Source organism: Candidatus Blochmannia vicinus (genome assembly GCF_023586525.1).
GTDB classification, from domain to species: domain Bacteria; phylum Pseudomonadota; class Gammaproteobacteria; order Enterobacterales; family Enterobacteriaceae; genus Blochmanniella; species Blochmanniella vicinus.
The window spans coordinates 370,222-393,436 of sequence record NZ_CP097763.1 but is presented as its reverse complement, the minus strand read 5'-3'; the positions used below and the strand labels follow the sequence as shown (position 1 = coordinate 393,436).

The 23,215-nt window shown below is 30.1% G+C and carries 18 protein-coding genes and 1 tRNA gene; 7 read left to right on the top strand and 12 right to left on the bottom strand.

Going from position 1 to position 23,215, the window contains the following annotated elements; translation table 11 throughout:
* Nucleotides 1-78: 78 nt before the first annotated feature.
* Both gyrB and dnaN read right to left on the bottom strand, forming a co-directional pair.
* The gene (gyrB, locus tag M9408_RS01640) at nt 79-2,496 is read right to left on the bottom strand and encodes a DNA topoisomerase (ATP-hydrolyzing) subunit B (protein ID WP_250256958.1); all 2,418 of its coding nucleotides are present in this window, start codon (nt 2,494-2,496) and stop codon (nt 79-81) included.
* A 313-nt stretch (nt 2,497-2,809) separates the two neighbouring features.
* Entirely contained in the window at nt 2,810-3,916 is a 1,107-nt protein-coding gene (dnaN, locus tag M9408_RS01635) for a DNA polymerase III subunit beta (RefSeq protein ID WP_250256956.1), read from the bottom strand.
* A gap of 341 nt (nt 3,917-4,257) precedes the next feature.
* Here dnaN and rpmH point away from each other — a divergent pair, with 341 nt between their 5' ends.
* The 4 genes from rpmH (at nt 4,258) to mnmE (ending at nt 8,167) form a co-directional block, all read left to right on the top strand.
* Nucleotides 4,258-4,398, top strand: a complete 141-nt coding sequence (rpmH, locus tag M9408_RS01630) for a 50S ribosomal protein L34 (protein ID WP_250232548.1) — start codon at nt 4,258-4,260, stop codon at nt 4,396-4,398.
* A 29-nt stretch (nt 4,399-4,427) separates the two neighbouring features.
* Nucleotides 4,428-4,775 carry a ribonuclease P protein component gene (gene rnpA, locus M9408_RS01625; protein WP_250257456.1) on the top strand — a complete coding sequence of 116 codons (348 nt, stop codon included), beginning with the start codon at nt 4,428-4,430 and terminating at the stop codon, nt 4,773-4,775.
* Entirely contained in the window at nt 4,754-6,676 is a 1,923-nt protein-coding gene (yidC, locus tag M9408_RS01620) for a membrane protein insertase YidC (RefSeq protein WP_250257455.1), read from the top strand. Before rnpA ends, yidC begins: the two co-directional genes overlap by 22 nt.
* Nucleotides 6,677-6,751: 75 nt before the next feature.
* Complete coding sequence (mnmE, locus tag M9408_RS01615) at nt 6,752-8,167, top strand: tRNA uridine-5-carboxymethylaminomethyl(34) synthesis GTPase MnmE (RefSeq protein WP_250257453.1); 1,416 nt, start codon at nt 6,752-6,754, stop codon at nt 8,165-8,167.
* Between the two features lie 242 nt (nt 8,168-8,409).
* Here the strand turns inward: mnmE and glmU are convergent, their stop codons facing one another.
* From glmU to mnmG, 10 genes are all read right to left on the bottom strand, one after another.
* Nucleotides 8,410-9,798: a bifunctional UDP-N-acetylglucosamine diphosphorylase/glucosamine-1-phosphate N-acetyltransferase GlmU gene (gene glmU / locus M9408_RS01610; protein ID WP_250257451.1), complete on the bottom strand. Its 1,389-nt coding sequence runs from the start codon at nt 9,796-9,798 to the stop codon at nt 8,410-8,412.
* Between the two features lie 117 nt (nt 9,799-9,915).
* Nucleotides 9,916-10,350, bottom strand: a complete 435-nt coding sequence (locus tag M9408_RS01605) for a F0F1 ATP synthase subunit epsilon (protein WP_250257449.1) — start codon at nt 10,348-10,350, stop codon at nt 9,916-9,918.
* Between the two features lie 32 nt (nt 10,351-10,382).
* The gene (atpD, locus tag M9408_RS01600; protein WP_250257467.1) at nt 10,383-11,774 is read right to left on the bottom strand and encodes a F0F1 ATP synthase subunit beta; all 1,392 of its coding nucleotides are present in this window, start codon (nt 11,772-11,774) and stop codon (nt 10,383-10,385) included.
* A 29-nt stretch (nt 11,775-11,803) separates the two neighbouring features.
* A complete protein-coding gene (gene atpG / locus M9408_RS01595) occupies nt 11,804-12,670 on the bottom strand; it encodes a F0F1 ATP synthase subunit gamma (protein ID WP_250257447.1) in 867 nt (288 codons plus the stop codon).
* Between the two features lie 34 nt (nt 12,671-12,704).
* Nucleotides 12,705-14,246: a F0F1 ATP synthase subunit alpha gene (gene atpA, locus M9408_RS01590; RefSeq protein ID WP_250257445.1), complete on the bottom strand. Its 1,542-nt coding sequence runs from the start codon at nt 14,244-14,246 to the stop codon at nt 12,705-12,707.
* Nucleotides 14,247-14,283: 37 nt separating this feature from the next.
* Nucleotides 14,284-14,829, bottom strand: a complete 546-nt coding sequence (locus tag M9408_RS01585) for a F0F1 ATP synthase subunit delta (protein ID WP_250257444.1) — start codon at nt 14,827-14,829, stop codon at nt 14,284-14,286.
* Nucleotides 14,830-15,312, bottom strand: coding sequence for a F0F1 ATP synthase subunit B (atpF, locus tag M9408_RS01580; RefSeq protein WP_250257442.1), 483 nt, complete (start codon nt 15,310-15,312; stop codon nt 14,830-14,832). It lies immediately after the preceding gene.
* Nucleotides 15,313-15,371: 59 nt separating this feature from the next.
* Nucleotides 15,372-15,611, bottom strand: a complete 240-nt coding sequence (atpE, locus tag M9408_RS01575) for a F0F1 ATP synthase subunit C (RefSeq protein ID WP_250236172.1) — start codon at nt 15,609-15,611, stop codon at nt 15,372-15,374.
* A 43-nt stretch (nt 15,612-15,654) separates the two neighbouring features.
* A complete protein-coding gene (gene atpB, locus M9408_RS01570; RefSeq protein ID WP_250248576.1) occupies nt 15,655-16,467 on the bottom strand; it encodes a F0F1 ATP synthase subunit A in 813 nt (270 codons plus the stop codon).
* A gap of 625 nt (nt 16,468-17,092) precedes the next feature.
* Nucleotides 17,093-18,991 (bottom strand): tRNA uridine-5-carboxymethylaminomethyl(34) synthesis enzyme MnmG, encoded by a 1,899-nt coding sequence (gene mnmG, locus M9408_RS01565; protein WP_250257440.1) that lies wholly within the window; start codon nt 18,989-18,991, stop codon nt 17,093-17,095.
* Between the two features lie 673 nt (nt 18,992-19,664).
* Here mnmG and M9408_RS01560 point away from each other — a divergent pair.
* The 3 genes from M9408_RS01560 (at nt 19,665) to pgi (ending at nt 23,099) form a co-directional block, all read left to right on the top strand.
* Nucleotides 19,665-19,738, top strand: a tRNA-Ile gene (locus tag M9408_RS01560).
* A 378-nt stretch (nt 19,739-20,116) separates the two neighbouring features.
* Nucleotides 20,117-21,019: a homoserine O-succinyltransferase gene (locus M9408_RS01555; RefSeq protein WP_250257438.1), complete on the top strand. Its 903-nt coding sequence runs from the start codon at nt 20,117-20,119 to the stop codon at nt 21,017-21,019.
* 424 nt (nt 21,020-21,443) lie between these two features.
* Nucleotides 21,444-23,099, top strand: coding sequence for a glucose-6-phosphate isomerase (pgi, locus tag M9408_RS01550; protein WP_250257465.1), 1,656 nt, complete (start codon nt 21,444-21,446; stop codon nt 23,097-23,099).
* Nucleotides 23,100-23,215 lie beyond the last annotated feature (116 nt).

The window sequence follows — 23,215 nt, the reverse complement described above, 5'->3', positions numbered from 1 at the left end:
ATAAAAACTTATGTTAATAAACAAGATAAAAATGGCACCGTATCAACAGTATACCATCAGATATTTATCTGATATACATTAATAATCTATATTTGTTGCTTTTAATGCGTTTTCTTCAATAAATGCACGTCTTGGTTCAACTAAATCGCCCATAAGTGTAGTAAATAAATGATCAGCTTTTATTGCGTCTTTTATTGTGACACGCAACATACATCTATTTTTAGGATTCATAGTTGTTTCCCATAACTGACCTGGATTCATTTCACCTAGTCCTTTATAACGTTGCACTATTAACCCTTTTCTAGATTCTTGCATAAGCCACTCTACTGCTTGATCAAAAGAACAAACCTTTTTACGGTATAGCCTATATTCTATATATGAATCATCTGAAAGACATAATTCATTCATTCTTATTCCAAAAGATACTAGTTTTCTGTACTCATGGCTTTTAATAAAATCCATACTTAATACGTAATCTATATTTACCCCATATGTTCGTATACGTAATATCGGCTCAAAATATTCACGCTCATGATTTTTTAAAATAATAAAATCATAACTGCTGCCATATTCTTCAAAATGACGCAACGATTTAACTAAGGATTCCATCCATGTTTCAACACTTTTATAATAGTACCATTGCTCTTCGGATAAAACTGTATGATAAATCAATCTATTAAGTAATATCTTTGGAAATTGACGTTCCATACGCACAATTATTTTTCGTATCAAATAATATTCAAAAATCAATTGCTCTAATATTTTTCCTATTAAAGGAGGTGTATCAGAATTAATATAAAAACGAGCGTTAACTACTGCCATTGATATTTGATATTTATTCATCGCTTCTTCGTCCTTAAAGTATTCTTCTTTATGTCCTTGCTGTACTTTATATAAAGGAGGTTGTGCAATAAATATATGTCCTCTTTCAATAATTTCTGGCATCTGACGATAAAAAAAAGTCAATAACAAAGTACGAATATGAGCTCCATCAACATCTGCGTCAGTCATAACTATAATATTATGATATCGTAATTTATCTGGATTATATTCATTTGGACCAATGCCACATCCAAGTGCAGTAATTAATGTTACTACTTCTTGAGAAGTCAACATTTTATCAAAACGTGCTTTTTCTACATTCAATATTTTTCCTTTAAGCGGTAAAATTGCTTGGTTTTTACGATTTCTACCTTGCTTTGCAGAACCGCCAGCAGAATCTCCTTCTACCAAATATAATTCAGAATAAACTGGATTTTTTTCTTGACAATCAGCTAATTTACCTGGAAGTGTTGAAAAATCCGATAGTCCTTTACGACGTGTCAAATCCCTAATTTTTCGTGCTGCCTCTCGAGCACGAGCTGCTCCTATAACTTTGTTTATTATATTCTTAGAATCTACTGGATTCTCCAGAAAAAATTCAATCAACTTTTCGTAAATTAATGACTCAACGGCAGTTTTTACTTCTGATGAAACTAATTTATCTTTAGTTTGAGAAGAAAATTTTGGGTCTGGTATTTTAATAGATAATATAGCAACCAATCCTTCTCTAGCATCATCTCCTATGGTAACAACCTTAACTTTTCTGTTATATCCTTCTTTGTCCATATAAAAATGCATCGCCCTTGTAATGGCAGCTTTTAATCCTGCTAAGTGAGTTCCACCATCCTTTTGCGGAATATTATTAGTAAAAGAATATATTTTTTCTTGAAAGTTATCATTCCATTGTAATGCAGCTTCTATGTTAATTTCTCCTTTATTTTCTAAGCAATAAAATATATTAGGATGAATTGGTATTTTATTAATACTCAAATATTGTACAAAAGCTTGTATTCCACCTGAACAACAGAAATTTTCTTTTTTATTGTTACGGTAATCATTTAAAATAATTAAAACACCAGAATTCAAAAATGATAATTCTTGAAAACGTCTCGCTAAAATTTCATATTGAAATTCAGTTTTATTTGTAAATATTTTAAGACTTGGCCAAAACCGTACTGTAGTACCACTTTGTTTGCTATTTCCTATAATTTCTAAAGGTGATTGTGGTTTTCCTTCATGATATATTTGCTTATAGATTTTAAAATCTCTTTGTATTACTAACTCTAACCGTTCTGACAACGCATTCACTACAGACACTCCAACGCCATGCAATCCTCCTGATACTTTGTAATTACTATTATCAAACTTCCCTCCAGCATGTAATACAGTCATAATCACTTCAGCTGCAGATACTCCTTCTTCTTCATGTATACCTGTAGGAATACCACGCCCATCGTCCTGAACTGACACTGAATTATCTTGGTGAATTGTAACAACTATTTTTTGACAATAACCCGAAATAGCTTCATCAATGGCATTATCCACTACTTCAAACACCATGTGGTGCAATCCTGTGCCATCATCAGTATCTCCGATATACATCCCAGGACGTTTTCGTACTGCATCTAATCCTTTTAATACCTTAATACTTGAAGAATCATAAGCACTCAACATGACTTTATTCCTTTATAATGCACATATAATATAAATTGGTAAGTTATAAATATACATATCAAAGATAGTCATCATCGAATTATTGCTTTTTTACAAATTGTGCCATATCTAATATATAAATAACTATTTCTTATATCTCCAACACCCTATTTACATAAGAATAAACATAAATTTGCATTATGCAATTTTTAATTTCAAATACATAATTATATATGCAGATTGTTTGTTATAATTTTATTGTTAACTACACACTCAAAATCTAACATACATTCCAATATTAAAATACACGTTAACCTATAATATGTAAATCGTTTTATACTCGAATTGGCATAACAATATAAGTTGCGTCATAATATTTTTCTATACTTTCAATTTGAACGCTGGATATTTCATTTGTAAAAAAAAACCGTACAATTTGTACACCTGCCATGACATTAAGTACATCAAGCAAATAATCTACATTAAAAGATATTTTAATATCTTCACCTGAATATGAAACATCTAAAATTTCTTCTGATGCCTCATATTCAAAATTATGTGTAGTTATTTTTAATTGATTCGCGGTTAAAATAAACTGAACGGTACGAAGTTTTTCATTAGAAAGAATCGCTGCGCGCTTTAAAGCATGTGTCATGGTATCACGTGATACTTCTAACATGTTTTTCGGTTGTTTCAAAAAAATATCATGACAATTTGGAAATACAGCGTCAATCAATTTAGAAGTAAAAGTATAATTATCCATCTGCATACGAATACTATTATTATTTGTTTGAATATTTATCAATTTTTTTCCAATATTTAATAAACGTAAAATTTCAATAATTCCTTTACGGGGTATAATAATTGCCTGATAAGGTAATAATGAATCTACAATGGTTTTACAACTTGCTAAACGATGTCCATCCGTTGCTACAATACATAAAGTATGTTCTTTAGTTTCAAAAAATATACCATTTAGGTAATAACGCGCGTCTTGCTGACCCATAGAAAATTGAGTTAATTCAATCATTTCTTTTAAAGTGGATTGCAATATAATTAACTTTGTTCTATTATCCCATTCTTCTAATTTAGGAAAATCTGATGCAGGAAAAGTAGATAAAGAAAATGTGCTACATCCAGAACAAATAATTAATTTATTGTCTTTTAACATAATAGAAATTTTTGACAATCCTGGTAAACTACGACAAATTTCAAAAAACTTACGTCCTGGTACCGTAACAGATCCAACAGGATATTTATCTCCTAACATCACTTTAACTGTTATTTCTATTTCCAAATCTGTGGCGGTGATATATAAACAATCATCATTAATTTCTAATAACACATGAGTTAAAACGGGCATCCTAGGTCGCCCGCTAATAATACTTACAACCTTTTGCAAAGGCTGATACAAAGACGTCCTGCTTATTGTAAAATTCATAGTAGATTTATTTTGGATAACATTTTAGTTAATTACACAATAATCATTAAAACTGAAATCCTAAGCTCATTATACAATGTACAATAGTATATACAATTACAAATATAAATTCATTAATAGTGATGTTCAAAAATATGTTATACATTAAAATAACTAATTATCTTCTATTAACATTATTCTAACAAAATCCATTAATCTATAAAAACAACAAGATAAATTTTCAAATGTTTTTGACTTTTTATATAGTATCCTATAACATAAAAATTGGTTTCACATAAAATAACTAAACAAATAATCAAAGATTATATTTTATTATTAAGTAAACATACAAAAATTTAAATATGAAACGCACCTTTCAGCCTTCCATATTAAAACGAAATAGAACACACGGATTTCGGATAAGAATGTCAACGAGACAAGGTCGTCGGGTATTATCAAGACGTAGGTCTAAGGGACGTGTTCGATTGGTTGTGTCTGTTTAGATATTACATAAAACTGTTAATGTAACTAAATGAATAGAAAATTTCTACCTAAACGGGCGCGATTGTTGACTGCAAATGAATTTGTTTTTGTATTTAAAAACCCAGAACGTATTAAAATAACCGGAATAACCTTGTTTAGTAGATCCAACCAATTAGGATATCCCCGTATTGGACTAGCTATATCCAAAAAATATATTAAACACGCTTACAAACGAAATAGAATTAAAAGATACATGCGCGAAACCTTTCGTATAAATCAGCATAATTTATCATCTAAAGACTTTGTGCTAACTATTAACTCAAAAGAAATTATTCATTTTAAAAATAGTACATTAATAAAAGAGCTTGAAAAGTTATGGTATCACCATTTGTGTTAATAGAAAAAATAATAATATGGTTGATACATGGATATCAAATCGGTGTCAGTCCTATACTAGGTCATCATTGTCGTTTTCAAATAACATGTTCTCAATACGGGCTCGAATCAATACGTAAATTTGGAGTGCTACAAGGTAGTTGGATGGCATGTATTCGCATATTACGATGTCATCCCTTAGTTTCAAATAACAATGAAGATTTTATGTCTTCTTCATATTCACATATTCAGGGCATAATCAACATGGACTCGCAACGTAATTTCTTTGTGATAGCTTTTTTAATTATGTCGTTTATACTGTGGCAAACATGGCAAACGGAATATCATCAAAGAATTAAAATTCAAAAAACAGATATACATAAGAGCACACATCCACTTATTCATTCTGAAAGTAATAACAATATACAATACATACACAATAAAAGTCATGTAATTACAGTAAAAACAGATGTACTTCTGCTGAAGATAAACACTTATGGAGGAGATATCGAAGAGGCATATTTAACAAATTATTTAAAAAATTTAAATTCTAAAGAACCTTTTCCCTTATTAAGTACTTCACAAGAGTTTATATATCAGGCGAACAGCGGGATAATAATTAAAAATAAACCAGAATCCCCATTTAACGATAAAAAACTGCTATACACCACTGATCCTAATCAAAATCTATTTGTTCTGCCAAAAAATAAAAATAAGCTACAACTAACTTTAACACATCGTGCTGGCAATGGCATCACTTACGCTAAAAACTATATTTTTAATAGGAATGACTATTCTATACACGTATATTATACCATAAAAAATATGAGTGATCATCCATTAGCAATTAAATTGTTTGGAAATTTAGTGCAATCTATACATTATCCTCAATCATATGATGATAACAATAATGGAGACAGCTTTCCTTTATATTCCTATCGAGGATCAGCATATTCTACTGACAAACAAAAATATCAAAAATATAGCTTCAAAGACATAAAAAATATGAATTTAAAAATTAATACTTCTAATGGGTGGATAGCAATGTCTCAAAAATATTTTGCGACTGCTTGGATCCCTCTCACTCAAGGAAATAATATTTTTTATACCACTTATCATAAAAACAATAGTGTTTCTATAGGTTTTCGATCTGATGCGGTGTTCATTCCTGTAGGAGGACAAGGCGAATTAAAGTCTATATTATGGATGGGGCCAAAAATTCAAGAAAAAATGAAAACAATAGCTCCAAATTTAGACTTAATGATTGATTATGGATGGTTGTGGTTTATTTCTCAACCATTATTTAAATTATTGAGTTTAATTCATAACTATATAGAAAATTGGGGTATATCTATTATCATCATAACATTAATTATACGCTTAACTATGTATCCGTTAACTAAAGCACAATATACTTCTATGGCAAAAATACGTTTGCTACAACCTAAATTATTTGCAATACAAGAAGAATACAAACATGATAAATATCAATATCATCAAAAAACTATAGCATTATATAAAGAAGAAAAAGTAAACCCATTAGGAGGGTGTTTGCCTCTATTAATTCAAATGCCAATATTTTTAGCTTTATATTATATGTTATCAGGCTCTGTAGAATTAAGACATGCTAAATTTTGTTTCTGGATTCATGACTTATCCGCCCAAGATCCTTATTATATATTGCCGGTAATAATGGGAATTACTATGTTTTTTATACAAAAGATGTCACCTACCACTATTACCGACGCGATGCAAAAAAAAATGATGACTATCATGTTAATAATTTTTACTGTATTTTTCTTATGGTTTCCATCTGGTTTGGTGTTATATTATATAGTAAGTAATGTAATTACTATCATTCAACAACAAATAATTTATCAAGGATTAGAAAAAAAAGGATTACACAACCAAAAAGATGCTTAAATTAATAAAATATGATTTTTAACAAAAATATATTTTTCTATTCAATATATATGTTATCAAAATAACGAAAAGTTTATGAATTATATAATTGATACAATAGTAGCTATTTCTACGCCTCCAGGGCATGGAGGTATTGGAGTTATACGAATATCTGGAATTTCAGTTCCTGAAATTATTCCCAAATTATTAGGAAAAATACTCGAACCTAGAAAAGCGGAGTATTTGCCATTTTTGGATACAGACGGATTCATATTAGAAAAAGTGATAGCCTTATTTTTTCCCGAACCACATTCTTTTACAGGAGAAAATATACTAGAAATCCATGGACACGGTGGTCAAATGATTTTAGATCTATTATTAGAACGTATTTTAAAAACATCTTCTGATATTCGAATAGCACATCCAGGGGAATTTACCAAACGAGCATTCTTAAATAATAAAATAGATCTCATACAAGCAGAAGCGATCGCTGACATTATTGATGCCTCTTCATATCAAGCTGCAAAATCGGCATCGAATACCCTGCAGGGGGCCTTTTCTCGTAAAATACATATAATTTCAAAGAATCTTACTAATTTACGTACGCACATAGAAGCATCTATTGATTTTTCAGAAGAAGCAACTAATATATTACCATATAATAATATTGAAAAAAAATTAAAAAATATTATAAATGATATGCAACAAGTATACGAATCAACCTGTTACGGTATTTTATTGCGCGAAGGAATAAAAATTGTAATTGCTGGTAACCCAAATGCAGGAAAATCTAGTTTATTTAATATATTAATTGGCATTAATAGAGCCATTGTCAGCACAATATCTGGAACGACACGAGATACGTTACATGAATCTATCCAATTAGATGGAGTAACGTACCATGTTACCGATACTGCTGGATTACAAAAAAATAGTTCTAATGAAATAGAACGAATTGGAATAAAACGTACATGGAACGAATTAAATAATGCAGATCATATCTTATGGGTAATTGATTCTAATGATGATTCAAATAAAAAATATAATATTACATTAGAATGTGTAGAAAAAACATTATCTGTTAAAAATAAAAAAAAGATTCCCATTACAATTATACGTAATAAATCTGATTTAACTAAGGAACAAATTGGAATTAGCAAAATAAATAATTATACGTGTATCACACTATCGGCTTTGTTTGATCATGGAACAGATTTATTACGAAAACATTTAAATACTCATATAAAATCTAAACAACAAAAAAATTATCCTTATAGCTTGACTGAAAATCAAGGAAACTTTATTGCCCGTAGGCGCCACTTAAATGCTCTTAAAAAAACTTCTAAATATCTTTTATCTGCTCAAAATCAATTATTATCTGTTATGACTATCAATGAACTTTTTGCTGAAGATCTTAGATTAGCGCACAATGAACTAAGTAAAATTTTCGGCAACTTTACTTCTGAAGATTTATTAGAAAAAATTTTTTCCACATTTTGCGTTGGAAAATAATCATTTGATAAACTTTATAATAAAATTAAATAATATTTCATAAATATTAACCTAAAACTATTAATTTTGTAATAGTGATATAATCACTTGAAAACCAATAAATACGTAATTGTTGCATTTTTAAATTAACATACTTTTAAAGTATGAACACACAATAAGGTTAATGTCAAAATATAAAACCATAATAAGATATTTCATATAATAGTATATAACCCTTAATTAAACAAAATAAAGCAATAGGATTATTTTTTATTTTTTGATCGTTTCCAATTTAAAATAGAAAACTGGCGTATTCTACTAATAATAGTTTCACCCGCTGGTACATCTTGAGTTACTGTAGTTCCAGCTCCGATAGTTGCATTTTTTCCAACAGTTACTGGAGCTACCAATTGACTATCAGCTCCAATAAAAACACCATCTCCAATAACAGTATGATGTTTATTGATGCCATCATAATTACAAATAATTGTTCCGGCTCCAATATTTACTTGTGCTCCAATTTCTGCATCACCTAAATAACTAAGATGTCTCACTTTTGATTGTTTACCCAATTGAGTATTTTTTATCTCAACAAAATTTCCTACATGACTGTTTTCTTTTAATTCAGTTCCTGGTCTTAGTCGAACAAATGGTCCGATATTACTCTGAATACTTATTTTTGCGTTTTCAACAATTGAAAACGGATATATCACTACATCGTCTTCAATCACTGTATCTTTCAATATACAATTTGCCCCTACTTTCACTCTATTCCCTAAAGATACATTTCCTTCAATAATTACATTTACATCAATATATACATCTTTTCCACATACTAATGTTCCTCTTAAATCAAATCTGTTTGGATCGGATATTGTTACTCCTGACGATAACAACCTTTGCGCTTGTCTCTGTTGATATTGTCTATCTAAAGACACTAAATCTGATTTACTATTTACTCCCATAATTTCAAATGTATCGTAAGGATGAATAGTATTTATACTATAGCCTGATTGATGAGCTATCTGAATTACATCTGTTAAATAAAATTCATCCTTTGATCTATGAATTGTTAATGAGTCTAACCAACGCTTTAAATTACCAGAAATAGCAATAAAGATACCAGTATTCACTTCTTTTATTTTTTTATGATCATCATTAATCATATCATCATGTTCTATTATATTAATAACATTACCTTTTTGGTTTCGTATAATACGTCCATATCCATTTGGATTAGATAATATAGCTGTTAACATACTTATATCACACTGTGATTTAATAGTATGTAGTCGTTGTAATGTCCTATAGGACACAAAAGGGACATCGCCATACAAAAAAAGAATTTCTTCGCTATCACTGATGATAGATAATGCTCTCTGCGCAGCATTTCCAGTTCCAACAAGCTCATGTTGAAATATCCAATGTACAGGAACTTTATATCGATCTGTATTAATTTTTTCCATTATTGCTTCACCTTTATAGCCATATACTATATATATGCGCTGCACTCCCGTTTGTGCTACAGAATCAATTAAATGTTGTAATATACACTTTCCGCCAATTTGATGTAGCGGCTTTGGTACATCAGATAGCATTCTATTACCTTTACCAGCAGCAAGAATAATTGCGCTAAAACTAACATGCGACATAATTTATATATCTCTTTTATTTTTTATTTATGAAATAAATTTCTTTACGCAATCACGATATATAATTACACTTATGCACATAAAACTTTTTACATAATATTGTATTGCAATCATGTATTACATATGCTTATTTTTTTTAGTTAATTCAATCAATCTAAGTTTTGCAATAGCTTTAGATATTTCTGAAGAAATTTTAATGTAATCTACATCACCATTATAACGTAAGTTTTTAATATGTTTTTCAGCCTCATATTTCGCTTCTTCAGCTTTTTTTTCATCTAATTCTTCAGCACGAATAGCCGTATCTGCCAATATTGTTACTATATTTTTTTGAACTTCAAGAATACCCCCAGATACATATACATATTCTTCATCCCCACATAATTTTACTATATGTAACACCCCCGGTTTAATCGACGTAAGCAACGGAGCATGACCTGAAAAAATACCCATTTCACCTTCAATACCTGCTACTTGAATTTTATGGACTACACCAGAAAATATCTGACTTTCAACAGAAACAACAGTCAAATGATAACTACTCACAGACATATACATACCTTATACATTTATCAACAAAAATTTTAAAGAGTTTTATTTTTTTCTATAACTTCTTCAATGGTCCCTACCATATAAAATGCTTGTTCTGGAATATGATCATATTTTCCTGCTATAATCTCTTTAAATCCTTGGATGGTGTCTTTTAAAGAAACATATTTACCAGAAAATCCTGTAAATACTTCAGCAACAAAAAACGGTTGTGATAAAAACCGTTGAATTTTCCGCGAACGTAACACTATCAATTTATCTGCTTCTGATAATTCATCCATACCTAAAATAGCAATAATATCTTTAAGTTCTTGATAACGTTGTAAGATTGATTTAACGGCTCTAGCAACATCATAATGTTCTTGCCCTACAATAAGTGGATTTAATTGTTGACTATTAGAATCTAATGGATCTACTGCAGGATAAATACCAAGAGCGGCAATTTGACGACTTAAAACTATAGTTGCATCTAAATGAGAAAAAGTGGTAGCAGGGGATGGATCTGTAAGATCATCTGCAGGAACATACACTGCTTGTACTGAAGTAATTGAACCTAAATTTGTAGAAGTAATGCGTTCTTGTAAAATGCCCATTTCTTCTGATAATGTCGATTGATATCCTACTGCTGATGGAATACGACCTAACAACGCAGATACTTCAGTTCCAGCAAGAGTATAACGATATATATTATCTATAAACAACAATACATCATATCCTTCATCTCTAAATTTTTCTGCCATAGTAAGACCAGTTAAAGCCACACGTAATCTATTTCCGGGCGGCTCATTCATTTGACCATATACTAACGCAACTTTATTGATAACATGAGAATTTACCATTTCGTGATAAAAATCATTACCTTCACGAGTGCGTTCTCCAACACCAACAAATACTGAGTAACCAGAGTATTCTACAGCAATATTACGAATAAGCTCCATCATATTGACAGTCTTTCCAACTCCTGCTCCTCCAAAAAGACCAATTTTGCCTCCTTTAGCAAATGGACACATTAAATCAATTACTTTAATACCAGTCACTAAAAGCTCTTGGCTAGTAGACAATTCAGAATAAAGCGGAGCAGATCTATGAATAGACCGTCTTTCTTTTTCTTTAATCGGCCCTTTCATATCAATTGGTTCACCCAACACATTTACTATACGACCTAAAGTCTCTTTTCCTACTGGAACTTCAATAGAACGTTTTAAATCAATTACTGTTGATCCGCGACGCAATCCATCTGTATTTCCCATGGCTATACAGCGTACTATACCTCCACCTAATTGTTGAGCTACTTCTAATATCAATTTTTTATTAAATCCATTATCAGTACATACTTCAAGCGCATGATATACAGTAGGTACTGCATCTTGCTTAAACAAAACATCAACCACCGCTCCAATAACCTGGATTATTTTCCCAGAATTCATATCAATCATACCCCTAACTATCTTGTCATTTACATTACAGAAAATCCTGAAACAACTTCTATTAACTCCTCTGTAATTTTAGTTTGCCTAACTTTATTATAAAATAGCTTTAGATCATTAATAATAACTTCCCCATTATCTGAAGCAGTCTTCATTGCCATCATTCTAGCAGATTGTTCACTAGCTAAATTTTCTACTACTCCTTGATAGATTTGTGATTCAACATATCGCTGTAATAAATTATTTAATAATATTTTAGAATCTGGTTCATATAAATAATCCCAATGTTGATTTTTTAATACGACTTTATCGTTAGAAACAATCGGTAAAATCTGCAAAATTTGAGGAACTTGAGATAAAGTATTGACAAATTTATTATATGATAAATATAATCTATCTACTTTTTTTTTATTATATAATTGCAACATCACCCTGATTGAACCGATTAAATCTGACATTTTAGGAATATCTCCAATCCCACAAATACAGCTAACTATCTTTGTCTGTTTTATACAATGTAAAAAAGAAGCAGCTTTAGACCCAATAACTGCTAATTTAATTGATATTCCTGTGTTATTCCATTTGCTGAAATCACGTAACAACGTTCTAAACAAATTAATATTTAGCCCTCCCGTTAATCCTCTATCCGTTGAAACCACCCAATAACCAACAGATTGAATATTTCGTTCTTCAAAATAAGAATGTTTATATTCTAATGTTCCTAAAGCAATGTGATTAATAACTTTACGTATAGTTTCTGCATATGGTTGACTTACTAACATGCGTTTTTGAGTTTTATAAATTTTAGAAGCAGAAATCATCTCCATAGCTTTAGCAATTTTTTGTATATTTCGAATGCTGTCTATCTTCCCACGTATTTCTTTTGTGCTAGACATGTTTTCTCATTCCATAACGATAATGCGTTTGAATTTACCAAGATCGATTTAATTTAAAAATTTTAAGAATATTCTTAAATTTATTTTCAATATTCATATCATATAAACCGTCATGGTCAATTATTTTCATAAGTTCCTTTTCCTTATAAGTCATATATAATATTAGTGCAGATTCAAAATCACTTATTTTTGATACTTCAACATCTTCTAAATAACCATGTATCACCGCAAACAAAACAATAGATTGATGTGACAGGGGCATAGGTGCATATTGTTTTTGTTTTAACAATTCAGTAACTTTTTGACCATGTTTTAATTGTTTTTGTGTAACTTCATCTAATTCTGAAGCAAACTGAGAAAAAGCAGCTAATTCGCGATATTGAGCTAAAGCGGTACGAATTCCACCGGATAACACCTTCATGATATCGGTTTGAGCAGATCCTCCCACTCGAGATACTGAAATTCCTGGATTTACTGCGGGACGAATCCCTGAATTAAATAAATTAGATTCTAAGAAAATTTGACCATCAGTAATAGAAATCACATTAGTTGGAATAAACGAAGAAACATCTCCAGCTTGAGTTTCGACAATAGGTATTGCAGTCAACGAACCAGTTTTCCCTGTCACTTTCCCATGAGTACGTCTCTCAACGTAATCAGAATTGACTCTAGCAGCTCGTTCTAATAAACGAGAGTGTAAATAAAATATATCTCCTGGATACGCCTCTCGTCCAGGAGGACGTCGTAACAATAAAGAAATTTGACGATAAGCTATTGCTTGCTTAGAAAGATCATCATATATAATTAAGGCATCTTCCCCGCGATCTCTAAAATATTCTCCCATAGCACATCCAGCATAAGGAGCTAAATATTGTAATACAGCAGACTCAGACGCAGATGCAAGAACCACAATAGTATTAGCTAATGCATGATGCTGCTCTAATTTTTTTACAACACTAGCCACAGTTGTGGCTTTTTGACCAATAGCAACATAAATACATTTAACCCCGCTATAACGTTGATTAATAATAGTATCAATTGCTAATGCAGATTTCCCAGTTTGTCGATCTCCTATAATTAATTCACGTTGACCACGTCCGATAGGAACCATGGAATCAACAGATTTATACCCAGTTTGAATTGGTTCATCTATCGATTTTCGATTTATTACACTAGGTGCACTAGCTTCTACCGGAAGATAACAAGAGCATTGAATTGCTCCTTTATTATCAACAGGCATACCTAATGTATTTACTACTCTTCCCAATAATTCCGTTCCAACAGGCACTTGCAATATATTTCCTGTGCATTTGGCCACCATTCCTTCGGATAAATTTAGATATGAACCCATAACTACCGCGCCGACAGAATCACGTTCTAAATTTAATGCTACAGCGAACTGATTTGACGGAAGAGCAATCATTTCACCTTGCATTATATTTGTTAAACCGTGTATATGAATTACCCCATCTCCTACTGCAGTAATAGTACCTTCATTACGAGTCTCATACGTTATATCAAATTGAGCAATACGCCGCCTAATTAATTCACTAATTTCATTTGAATTTAATTGCATGATCTTATTTACACCTAAAGGGATAAAACTAAAAATATTAAGATTGTAGTATATGATTTAAACGTAAAATACGCCCACGTATGCTTCCGTCAATAATAGTATCTCCGACACGAATCATTACCCCAGCTAGCATAGCTTTATCTATTTTATGCACTAAATTTACTTTTTTAGATAAACGCTTAGCCATTGCATCAGAAATTTTATTTAACTGTCTACAGCTTAAAGGAGAACCAGAGATAATTTCTATTTCTACCATGCCTGCATGTATAGCACACAGATTGACAAACTCTTTAAAAACAATTGGTAACAGCGATAATCGATTATTTTCCGCCATAATATAAATCATATTTTTACCAAAAATATCAATTTGCTTTTTTCGATAATCTTCACAAATAGCAATAAATATATTTGATAATTTTTTTGATTCTAAATATCTAAAAAATAAAGATCGCACTAAACTATGCTGACTTATCTTAGAAAACAAATCAAGCATTGATTCCCATTTTCTTACATTTTTATATGCTATAGCTACATTAAATATAGCCACTGCATATATATGGGAAATGACAACCTCATTAGGCATTTAATCCTCATACGATAATGTATTAATGATCTTATTTATAATATTTCTATCAACTAATTCATTTATAGAATGTTCTATAATCTTCTCTGCTCCCTCAATTGCAATCTTACTTATTTGTTTTCTCAATTCATCAGTAACACATTTTTTCTCATAAAGGATCTGTTTGCGTGCTTGAGATAAAATTCTATTTTGCTCTTTTTCTGCCTCATGTTTAGCTTCATCAATTATTTGTATTTTGCATTTATTTGCTTGTTGTATAATGTCTTGAGCTTTAATCCTAGCCTGTGTTAAGCAAAGCAAGGCTTTAGCATGAGCGCGTTCAGATTCAATTTTGGTATGGTTAGCAGAAGTTAAATTATCGGAAATTTCTTTTTGACGTTTTTCAATAGCAGACATAAATGGATACCATACGTATTTCATGCAAAACCAAACAAATAAAACAAACGAAATAGACTGACCCAATATTGTTGCATTAATATTCACAGTATCAATCCCAACATCTAATAATTAATAGAAAATAATATATCCATAAATTTTAATTGTTAAACCGCAGAAAACATTACATATAAACCAAGGCCTACAGTAATCATAGGTATTGCATCAACTAATCCCATAACAATAAAAAACTGAGTACGAAGAATAGGAATAAGATCTGGCTGACGCGCAGCACCTTCTAAAAATTTACAACCCAAAACACCAATACCAATGGCCGCTCCAATTGATGCTAATCCCATCATTATTGCCGCAGCCATATACAACATATCACAATTTAAATGTTCCATAAAACCTCCTATCTACAATCTTGTGTGTTATATAGTATCTATTTCAACATGGATCATGAGCTGTAGACAAATAAATTACCGTCAATACCATAAAAATAAAAGCTTGTAATATAATAATTAAAATATGAAAAACAGCCCAAGGCAAGCTTAATGCCCATTGGCCCCACCATGGTAACAATCCAGATATTAAAATAAAAATCAACTCTCCAGAATACATGTTGCCGAACAATCTAAGACTAAGTGATACTGGTTTAGACAATAAACTAATAATTTCAAGAATCAAATTCACAGGAATACACAATGGATGACTAAACGGATGGTATATTAATCCTTTAATAAATCCACGAATACCATTAGTATAAATGTTATAATATACAATAAGTATAAACACATTTAAAGCTATTGAAGAAGTTATGTTTATATCAGCAGACGGCACAACACGTAAGAAAGGCAACCCAAATGTAAGTTTCGCTATATAAGGTAATAAATCTATAGGAAACAAATCCATAGCATTCATTAAGAAAATCCAAACAAAAATAGTCATAGATAACGGCGCTATTAATTTATTTTTACCATGAAAAATGTCTTTTACATTATTATCAACAAACAATATTATCAGTTCCATAAACGTTTGTATTTTTGTAGGAACACCACAAGTTGCAATTTTGGCAATACGCCCAACGATCAACAAAAATACAACGGCTAACAGTGTTGAAAAAAATATAGAATCTACATTTAACACCCAAAAAGAGGAAATCTTTTCTGCATCCATCCATAAAAAAGTATTTAAATCAAATTGTAAATGATGCAAATGATGCCCAATATATTCCTGAGAAGTGTTTTTTATTGCTAACATAAACCACCTTTCAAAAACATTATTACTTTCCATACATCAGAAAATTTTCTAATACTCTTATTTAATATTAATTATATCTTGTGATATATAGCCAATTATAACAGTATATAGCACACTAAAATAGGATCTTATAAACCTTTACTATTTCAAATAAAATACCCAAATTCAATTTTTGAATAAAACTAAATATCAACAAAAGCCCCAAACGCCGATTTACTTAAATAAATCAATGATCATCGCGACATACTGAAATCAATTATACGAAATACATGAAATTAATTAACTTTTTATAATAGTACGCTATATACATATCAAAAACAAATAATAAACAATATAACTCTCCACTACAAATATTAATTAAACATCTATTTTCTATAGATTACACAACATTAACACTCCACCATCCTGCTAAATAAACCTCAGCATAATCTTCTTTCTTTTTACATATCTAAATATAAATTAAATCAACTCAAACCATATACGTAAGTATCATTTCTCTATAAAATAATTCATAAAATCATATACTATCTTTCTCATCTCAGTGTTATACGCTAAAATACTAAACGTCTAAAATGCACAAGTAGTGTTTTTTATGTTAATATGACGTTATTATCATTTAACGTAATTAACATGTGCCATGACCCAACAAACCCTTTTTCTTCAACCAAACTAACAAATTAGAAATAGCCGCAGGAGTTACACCAGAAATTCTAGAAGCCTGTCCAACCGAATAAGGCTTATAATCATTAAGTTTATCGATTACTTCTTTAGATAATCCAGAAACAACATTAAAATCTATGTCAGTTGGTAGTAATATATGCTCATTACAAATACGCCTTTCTATTTCCTTTTGTTGATGACGAATATAGCCCTCATACTTTATTTGAATTTCAATTTGTTCAAATACCTGACGATCCGACACAAACGAACTAAACACTCTTAACTTAGATAAAGTTACATAATTAACTTCTGGCCTTCTTAATAACTCTTCACCATTAACTTCATATGTTAAAGGCGTCTTAAGAAAATTATTTAACTGTTTAGCATCTGTACTATATGGAAAAATATAAACATTACGTAATCTCTGACGTTCTTTTTCAATACTTTCTTTTTTTAAACAAAAATTTTTCCAACGTAACTCATCTACTAGGCCTAATTGTCGCGCAATTGCAGTTAATCTTAAATCAGCGTTATCTTCTCGTAAAGACAAACGATATTCAGCGCGTGACGTAAACATACGATAAGGTTCTTTTGTTCCATATGTACACAAATCATCTACAAGAACTCCTAAGTATGCTTGATCTCTTCTAGGATACCATCCTTCTTTATTTTGAGAAAATCTAGCTGCATTTATTCCTGCTAATAACCCTTGGGCAGCTGCTTCTTCATAACCTGTAGTACCATTAATCTGTCCAGAAAAAAACAAACCAGAAATAAATTTACTTTCTAATGTTAATTTTAAATCACGAGGATCAAAAAAATCGTATTCAATTGCATACCCCGGTCTGATTATATGAGCATTTTCTAATCCTTGAATCGATTTAATCATTTGTATTTGCACATAAAATGGCAAACTCGTGGAAATGCCATTAAGGTATATTTCAGGCGTTGTTAACCCCTCAGGTTCCAAAAAAATTTGATGAGCATTACGATCTGAAAAACGCGTTATCTTATCTTCTATAGATGGACAATAACGAGGTGAAATCCCTTCTATTAATCCTGCATGTATAGGGCTTTGATTTAAATTTGATCTAATTATTTCATGTGTTTTATCGTTGGTATATGTAATATAACAAGGCACTTGTTTAGGGTGTTGTTTTTCAGATCCTATAAATGAAAATATAGGAACAGGACTATCACTATATTGTGCTTCTAAAGCATCAAAGTTTATCCCTTTACTATGCACACGAGGAGAGGTGCCTGTTTTCAAACGACCAACTCTTAAAGAAAATTCTTTTAATCGTTTAGATAACACTGAGGATGATTCTACGTCTCCAGCGCGACCACCTCTGAAGTTATTCATTCCAATATGAATCTTACCATTCAGAAACGTCCCTGTTGTCAATACAACAGATGTAGCACTAATTTTCATTCCTATTTTTGGAATAAAAACTCCAACAATTTTATTTTTGTTAATTATTAAATCCTCTACTGAAGCCTGAATAATTAGTAAAGACTCTTGATACTCAAGAGTATTACGTATTATTTGACGATATAATATTTTGTCTGCTTGTGCACGCGTTCCTCTAACAGCAGCCCCTTTGCTTCTGTTAAGTATTCTAAATTGAATGCCTGCGTTATCTATAGCACATGCCATCGCTCCACCCATTGAGTCAATTTCTTTTACTAAATGGCCTTTTCCTATACCACCAATAGCTGGATTACAAGACATCTGCCCAAGTGTATCAATATTATGCGTAATTAATAAAGTATTGCATTTCATTCTAGCAGAAGCTAACGCCGCTTCTGTTCCGGCATGACCTCCCCCAACAACAATAACATCAAAGTGAGTCGAATAAAACATACATTGACCTCATTACACAAATAATACTTGTTGTATTAGAACGATTTCGTATCAACAAAAATTTTTCAATAATATTAGCATCTAAATACTTATGCAAAGACAGAACAACAATAAATTTCATCCAAATATGTACCATAAATTATATACACTGTAATGAAAATAACCCTATATTTCAAAAATACATTATCACAATACTAATATGCAATATTATTTACTCAACAATACCGTTGTAATAATTGTATTTAAAAGGATTAAAAAATTCAACTACAAAAAATAATTAAATATTTATTTATATAGAAACTAAAGCGATATTATTACTTGGCAATTACACAATAATTATTTTAATCATAGTATATACTGTTACGGAATGATTAAAAATTGCAATATTGATAATTGGTATCGTATATATTGTAAAAATAAAAAGTTGATAAATTACTATTATTTGATAATTTTTTGATTACTGTGTAAATACATAGAAATACTTGAATAAACATTCTTAATTATGCTATTGTGACAAAAATAGTTCACATTATACAAATCTCTACTCTATGAGTCACCACACATTATGTTAATAATAACAAACAATTTCAATAACAAAATAATTAATATACGCCATCATATTATTGATGGTTGAAGTTATAAAAATGATATAGTTTCTATTATATATTACAATAGGCTTGTAGCTCAGGCGGTTAGAGCGCACCCCTGATAAGGGTGAGGACGGTGGTTCAATTCCACTCAGGCCTATCATTATTGATACGTTACTTTATTAGGGGCCTTTCATCTCATTAAAAAATACAGAAATATTCATTTACTATACAAATAGATCTTGATAGACTACAGTAGTACTGGATTTTCTATATAATCGCATTTATTAGTACTAATTCCACTTTTTAATTTAACTATACATACGCGTAGTCGTGTCTACTGACACAAAATCAACCGTTTTAGCTATAATTTAATGTCTGTATTCTATACAGATGCGTTAAAAATTTTTAATTTTCATTAAAACTTATTTTATTTTTACGACAAAGGATGGAAATTGTAGTATGTGTATATAGACGAAATAATAAATCATATAAAATTAAATAAATTTTGTACATATATATCAAAGATCGTAACACTATGCCAGTTCGGGTATTAGATAAATTGCCTGCGGTAAAATTTTTGCAAAAAGAAGATATTTTTGTTATGCAAAAATCACAAGATATTTTTCAAGAACTCCATTCCTTAAAAATATTAATTCTTAATTTAATGCCAAAAAAAATTGAAACAGAAAACCAATTCTTACGATTATTATCAAATTCTCCTTTACAAATTGATATCCAACTACTACGCATAGACGACCGCATTCCTAAAAATACACCTGTTGAACATTTAAATAGTTTTTATTGCAGTTTTACAGATATTCAACATCAAAATTTTGATGGTTTAATTGTAACTGGGGCTCCCCTAGGACTAATTGATTTTACAGATATAACCTTTTGGCCACAAATCAAGAAATTATTTTTATGGGCAAAAGAGCATATTACCTCAATATTATTTGTTTGTTGGGCTACACAGGCAGCTTTAAAAATATTATATAATCTTCCTAAATTTATCCGAAAAAAAAAATTAGTAGGAATCTATCAACATAACACTATAAATTCTCATGTACTTTTAACAAAAGGATTCGACGAAATATTTGCAGCGCCTCATTCTCGTTATTCAGATTTTCCAAAAAATTTGATTTATCAAAACACAGATTTAGAAATCTTAGCAGAATCTGATGAAGCCGGCGTATATTTACTTATTAGTCAAGACAAACGTTTAATATTTGTTACGGGGCATCCAGAATATGATGCGCTTACTCTATCTAAAGAATATTATAGAGATAAAAAATTAGGGCTAAATCCAACATTACCAGATCATTATTTTCCTAAAAATAACCCTAATTTAATTCCTAAAATAAATTGGAGAAGCCATGCATATTTATTATTTTCCAATTGGTTAAATCATTATGTATATCAAATGTCACAAAATACTTAATTTCATTTAAATAAAATGAATAAAAGAATAATGATTTCATATTTTAAACCATTTATTACAAAAGCTAAGTTTTAGGTTGTTTATTGTGATTAATAAATTGTAATTAATATATGTATGCTTCCTATGTATATAATTACGCTAATAATATATTTTCCAAAATATATCTCATTGAGATAAAAAACGTAATTTAATTAAATATAAACAAATACAATAAATTTAATTCAAAAATAAATAATTATTTAATATGTTTTAACCTCCATAATCATAAATTTTAATTATATTGATATCTATTAAAATATGATATTATTATTGTCACTGCTATATTGGCACAATATAGCAGTGACAATAATAATATTTAACTGAAAGTTGATTTTAGACTTCTATTTCTATTTATTTATTTTTACAATAAAATGCGGAATGAATGATGAAAAACATAAATCCTACTCATACACAGGCCTGGAAGCATCTAAAACAACATTTTTATGACATGCAGAATATATCAATCAGTGATTTGTTTAATCAAGATAAATACAGATTTAGTCATTTCTCTAAAACATTTGATAACGAAATTTTAATTGATTATTCGAAAAACTTAATTACAAACAAAACCATTACTAAACTGATATCTTTAGCTATAGAATGCGATCTTGTAGGAGCGATCTCAGATATGTTTCACGGTGAAAAAATTAATTATAGTGAAGATCGCTCTGTATTACATATAGCTTTAAGAAACAGAAAAAATACACCTATTTTAGTGAATAAATTGGATGTAATGCCACAAATAAATGCAGTGTTAGAAAAAATGAAACAATTTTGTAATCGTATTATTCAAGGCAGTTGGACAGGATATACAAATAAAATGATTACAGACATTGTTAACATAGGAATTGGAGGCTCCAATCTTGGTCCTTATATGGTAACTGAAGCATTAAAACCATATAAAAACCATTTAAATATGCATTTTGTTTCTAATATAGATGGAACTCACATTTCTGAAACATTAAAATGTTTAAATCCAGAAAATACATTATTTATAATAGCATCAAAAACTTTTACTACTCAAGAGACTATGACTAATGCACACAGTGCACGTAATTGGTTTTGTAAAGCTACTCCTAATAAACAACATATATCTAAACATTTTATAGCATTGTCTACAAATACTATTGAGGTTTGTGAATTTGGTATTGATCCATCAGAAAACATGTTTGAACTTTGGGACTGGGTAGGTGGCCGTTATTCGTTATGGTCATCTATTGGTTTATCTATAATGCTATCATTGGGGGTTAATAATTTTGAATTGTTGTTGACAGGAGCCCATGCCATGGATATGCATTTTTATCACACACCTTTAAATAAAAACCTGCCAGTAATTTTAGCGCTTATTGGTATTTGGTACAATAATTTCTTTAAAGTAGAAACCGAGGCAATTTTTGCTTATGATCAATATATGCATCGTTTTACGGCGTATTTACAACAAGTAAACATGGAATCTAATGGCAAATGTATAGATCGTAATGGATACCCTATTACATATCAAACTGGTCCTATCATATGGGGAGAACCTGGAACTAACGGACAACATTCGTTTTATCAACTGCTTCATCAAGGCACTAAAATGATTCCATGTGATTTTATAGCACCAGTAGTAAGCCATAATCCCGTATCTGATCATCATGAAAAATTAATATCAAATTTTCTTGCTCAAACTAAAGCATTAGCTTTTGGGAACACGCATGAAAAAATATTGCAAGAATCTAAAACATCTAATAAATATTATAAATCCAAACAACATGCAGTCCCGTTTAAAATATGCAAAGGAAATAACCCCAGTAATTCCATTTTAGTTAGAAAAATTACTCCTTATACTTTAGGAGCTTTAATTGCTTTATATGAACATAAAATATTTACACAAGGTGTCATCTTTAATATTTACACCTTTGATCAATGGGGAGTAGAACTAGGAAAAAAACTAGCTAATAGCATTCTATCAGAATTAAAATGTGAAAACATCATTCCTAATAACCACGACAGCTCGACTCATGGTTTAATCAATTATTACAAATCCTGGCGTAACTAACATAATTCTTTCATTATAAAACCACCTATTCATTCGCTATTTATACATATGTAACAAACTAATTGTAACAAAGATTATGTGTAATTATTATTAAATAGTAAGATACTTTTTAATCT

Bases quoted from the DNA above. Each gene is read 5' to 3' on its own strand.
- gyrB (WP_250256958.1), bottom strand. From the start codon at position 2,496: ATGTTGAGTGCTTATGATTCTTCAAGTATTAAGGTATTAAAAGGATTA.
- dnaN (WP_250256956.1), bottom strand. From the start codon at position 3,916: ATGAATTTTACAATAAGCAGGACGTCTTTGTATCAGCCTTTGCAAAAG.
- rpmH (WP_250232548.1), top strand. From the start codon at position 4,258: ATGAAACGCACCTTTCAGCCTTCCATATTAAAACGAAATAGAACACAC.
- rnpA (WP_250257456.1), top strand. From the start codon at position 4,428: ATGAATAGAAAATTTCTACCTAAACGGGCGCGATTGTTGACTGCAAAT.
- yidC (WP_250257455.1), top strand. From the start codon at position 4,754: ATGGTATCACCATTTGTGTTAATAGAAAAAATAATAATATGGTTGATA.
- mnmE (WP_250257453.1), top strand. From the start codon at position 6,752: ATGAATTATATAATTGATACAATAGTAGCTATTTCTACGCCTCCAGGG.
- glmU (WP_250257451.1), bottom strand. From the start codon at position 9,798: ATGTCGCATGTTAGTTTTAGCGCAATTATTCTTGCTGCTGGTAAAGGT.
- M9408_RS01605 (WP_250257449.1), bottom strand. From the start codon at position 10,350: ATGTCTGTGAGTAGTTATCATTTGACTGTTGTTTCTGTTGAAAGTCAG.
- atpD (WP_250257467.1), bottom strand. From the start codon at position 11,774: ATGAATTCTGGGAAAATAATCCAGGTTATTGGAGCGGTGGTTGATGTT.
- atpG (WP_250257447.1), bottom strand. From the start codon at position 12,670: ATGTCTAGCACAAAAGAAATACGTGGGAAGATAGACAGCATTCGAAAT.
- atpA (WP_250257445.1), bottom strand. From the start codon at position 14,246: ATGCAATTAAATTCAAATGAAATTAGTGAATTAATTAGGCGGCGTATT.
- M9408_RS01585 (WP_250257444.1), bottom strand. From the start codon at position 14,829: ATGCCTAATGAGGTTGTCATTTCCCATATATATGCAGTGGCTATATTT.
- atpE (WP_250236172.1), bottom strand. From the start codon at position 15,611: ATGGAACATTTAAATTGTGATATGTTGTATATGGCTGCGGCAATAATG.
- atpB (WP_250248576.1), bottom strand. From the start codon at position 16,467: ATGTTAGCAATAAAAAACACTTCTCAGGAATATATTGGGCATCATTTG.
- mnmG (WP_250257440.1), bottom strand. From the start codon at position 18,991: ATGTTTTATTCGACTCACTTTGATGTTATTGTTGTTGGGGGAGGTCAT.
- M9408_RS01555 (WP_250257438.1), top strand. From the start codon at position 20,117: ATGCCAGTTCGGGTATTAGATAAATTGCCTGCGGTAAAATTTTTGCAA.
- pgi (WP_250257465.1), top strand. From the start codon at position 21,444: ATGAAAAACATAAATCCTACTCATACACAGGCCTGGAAGCATCTAAAA.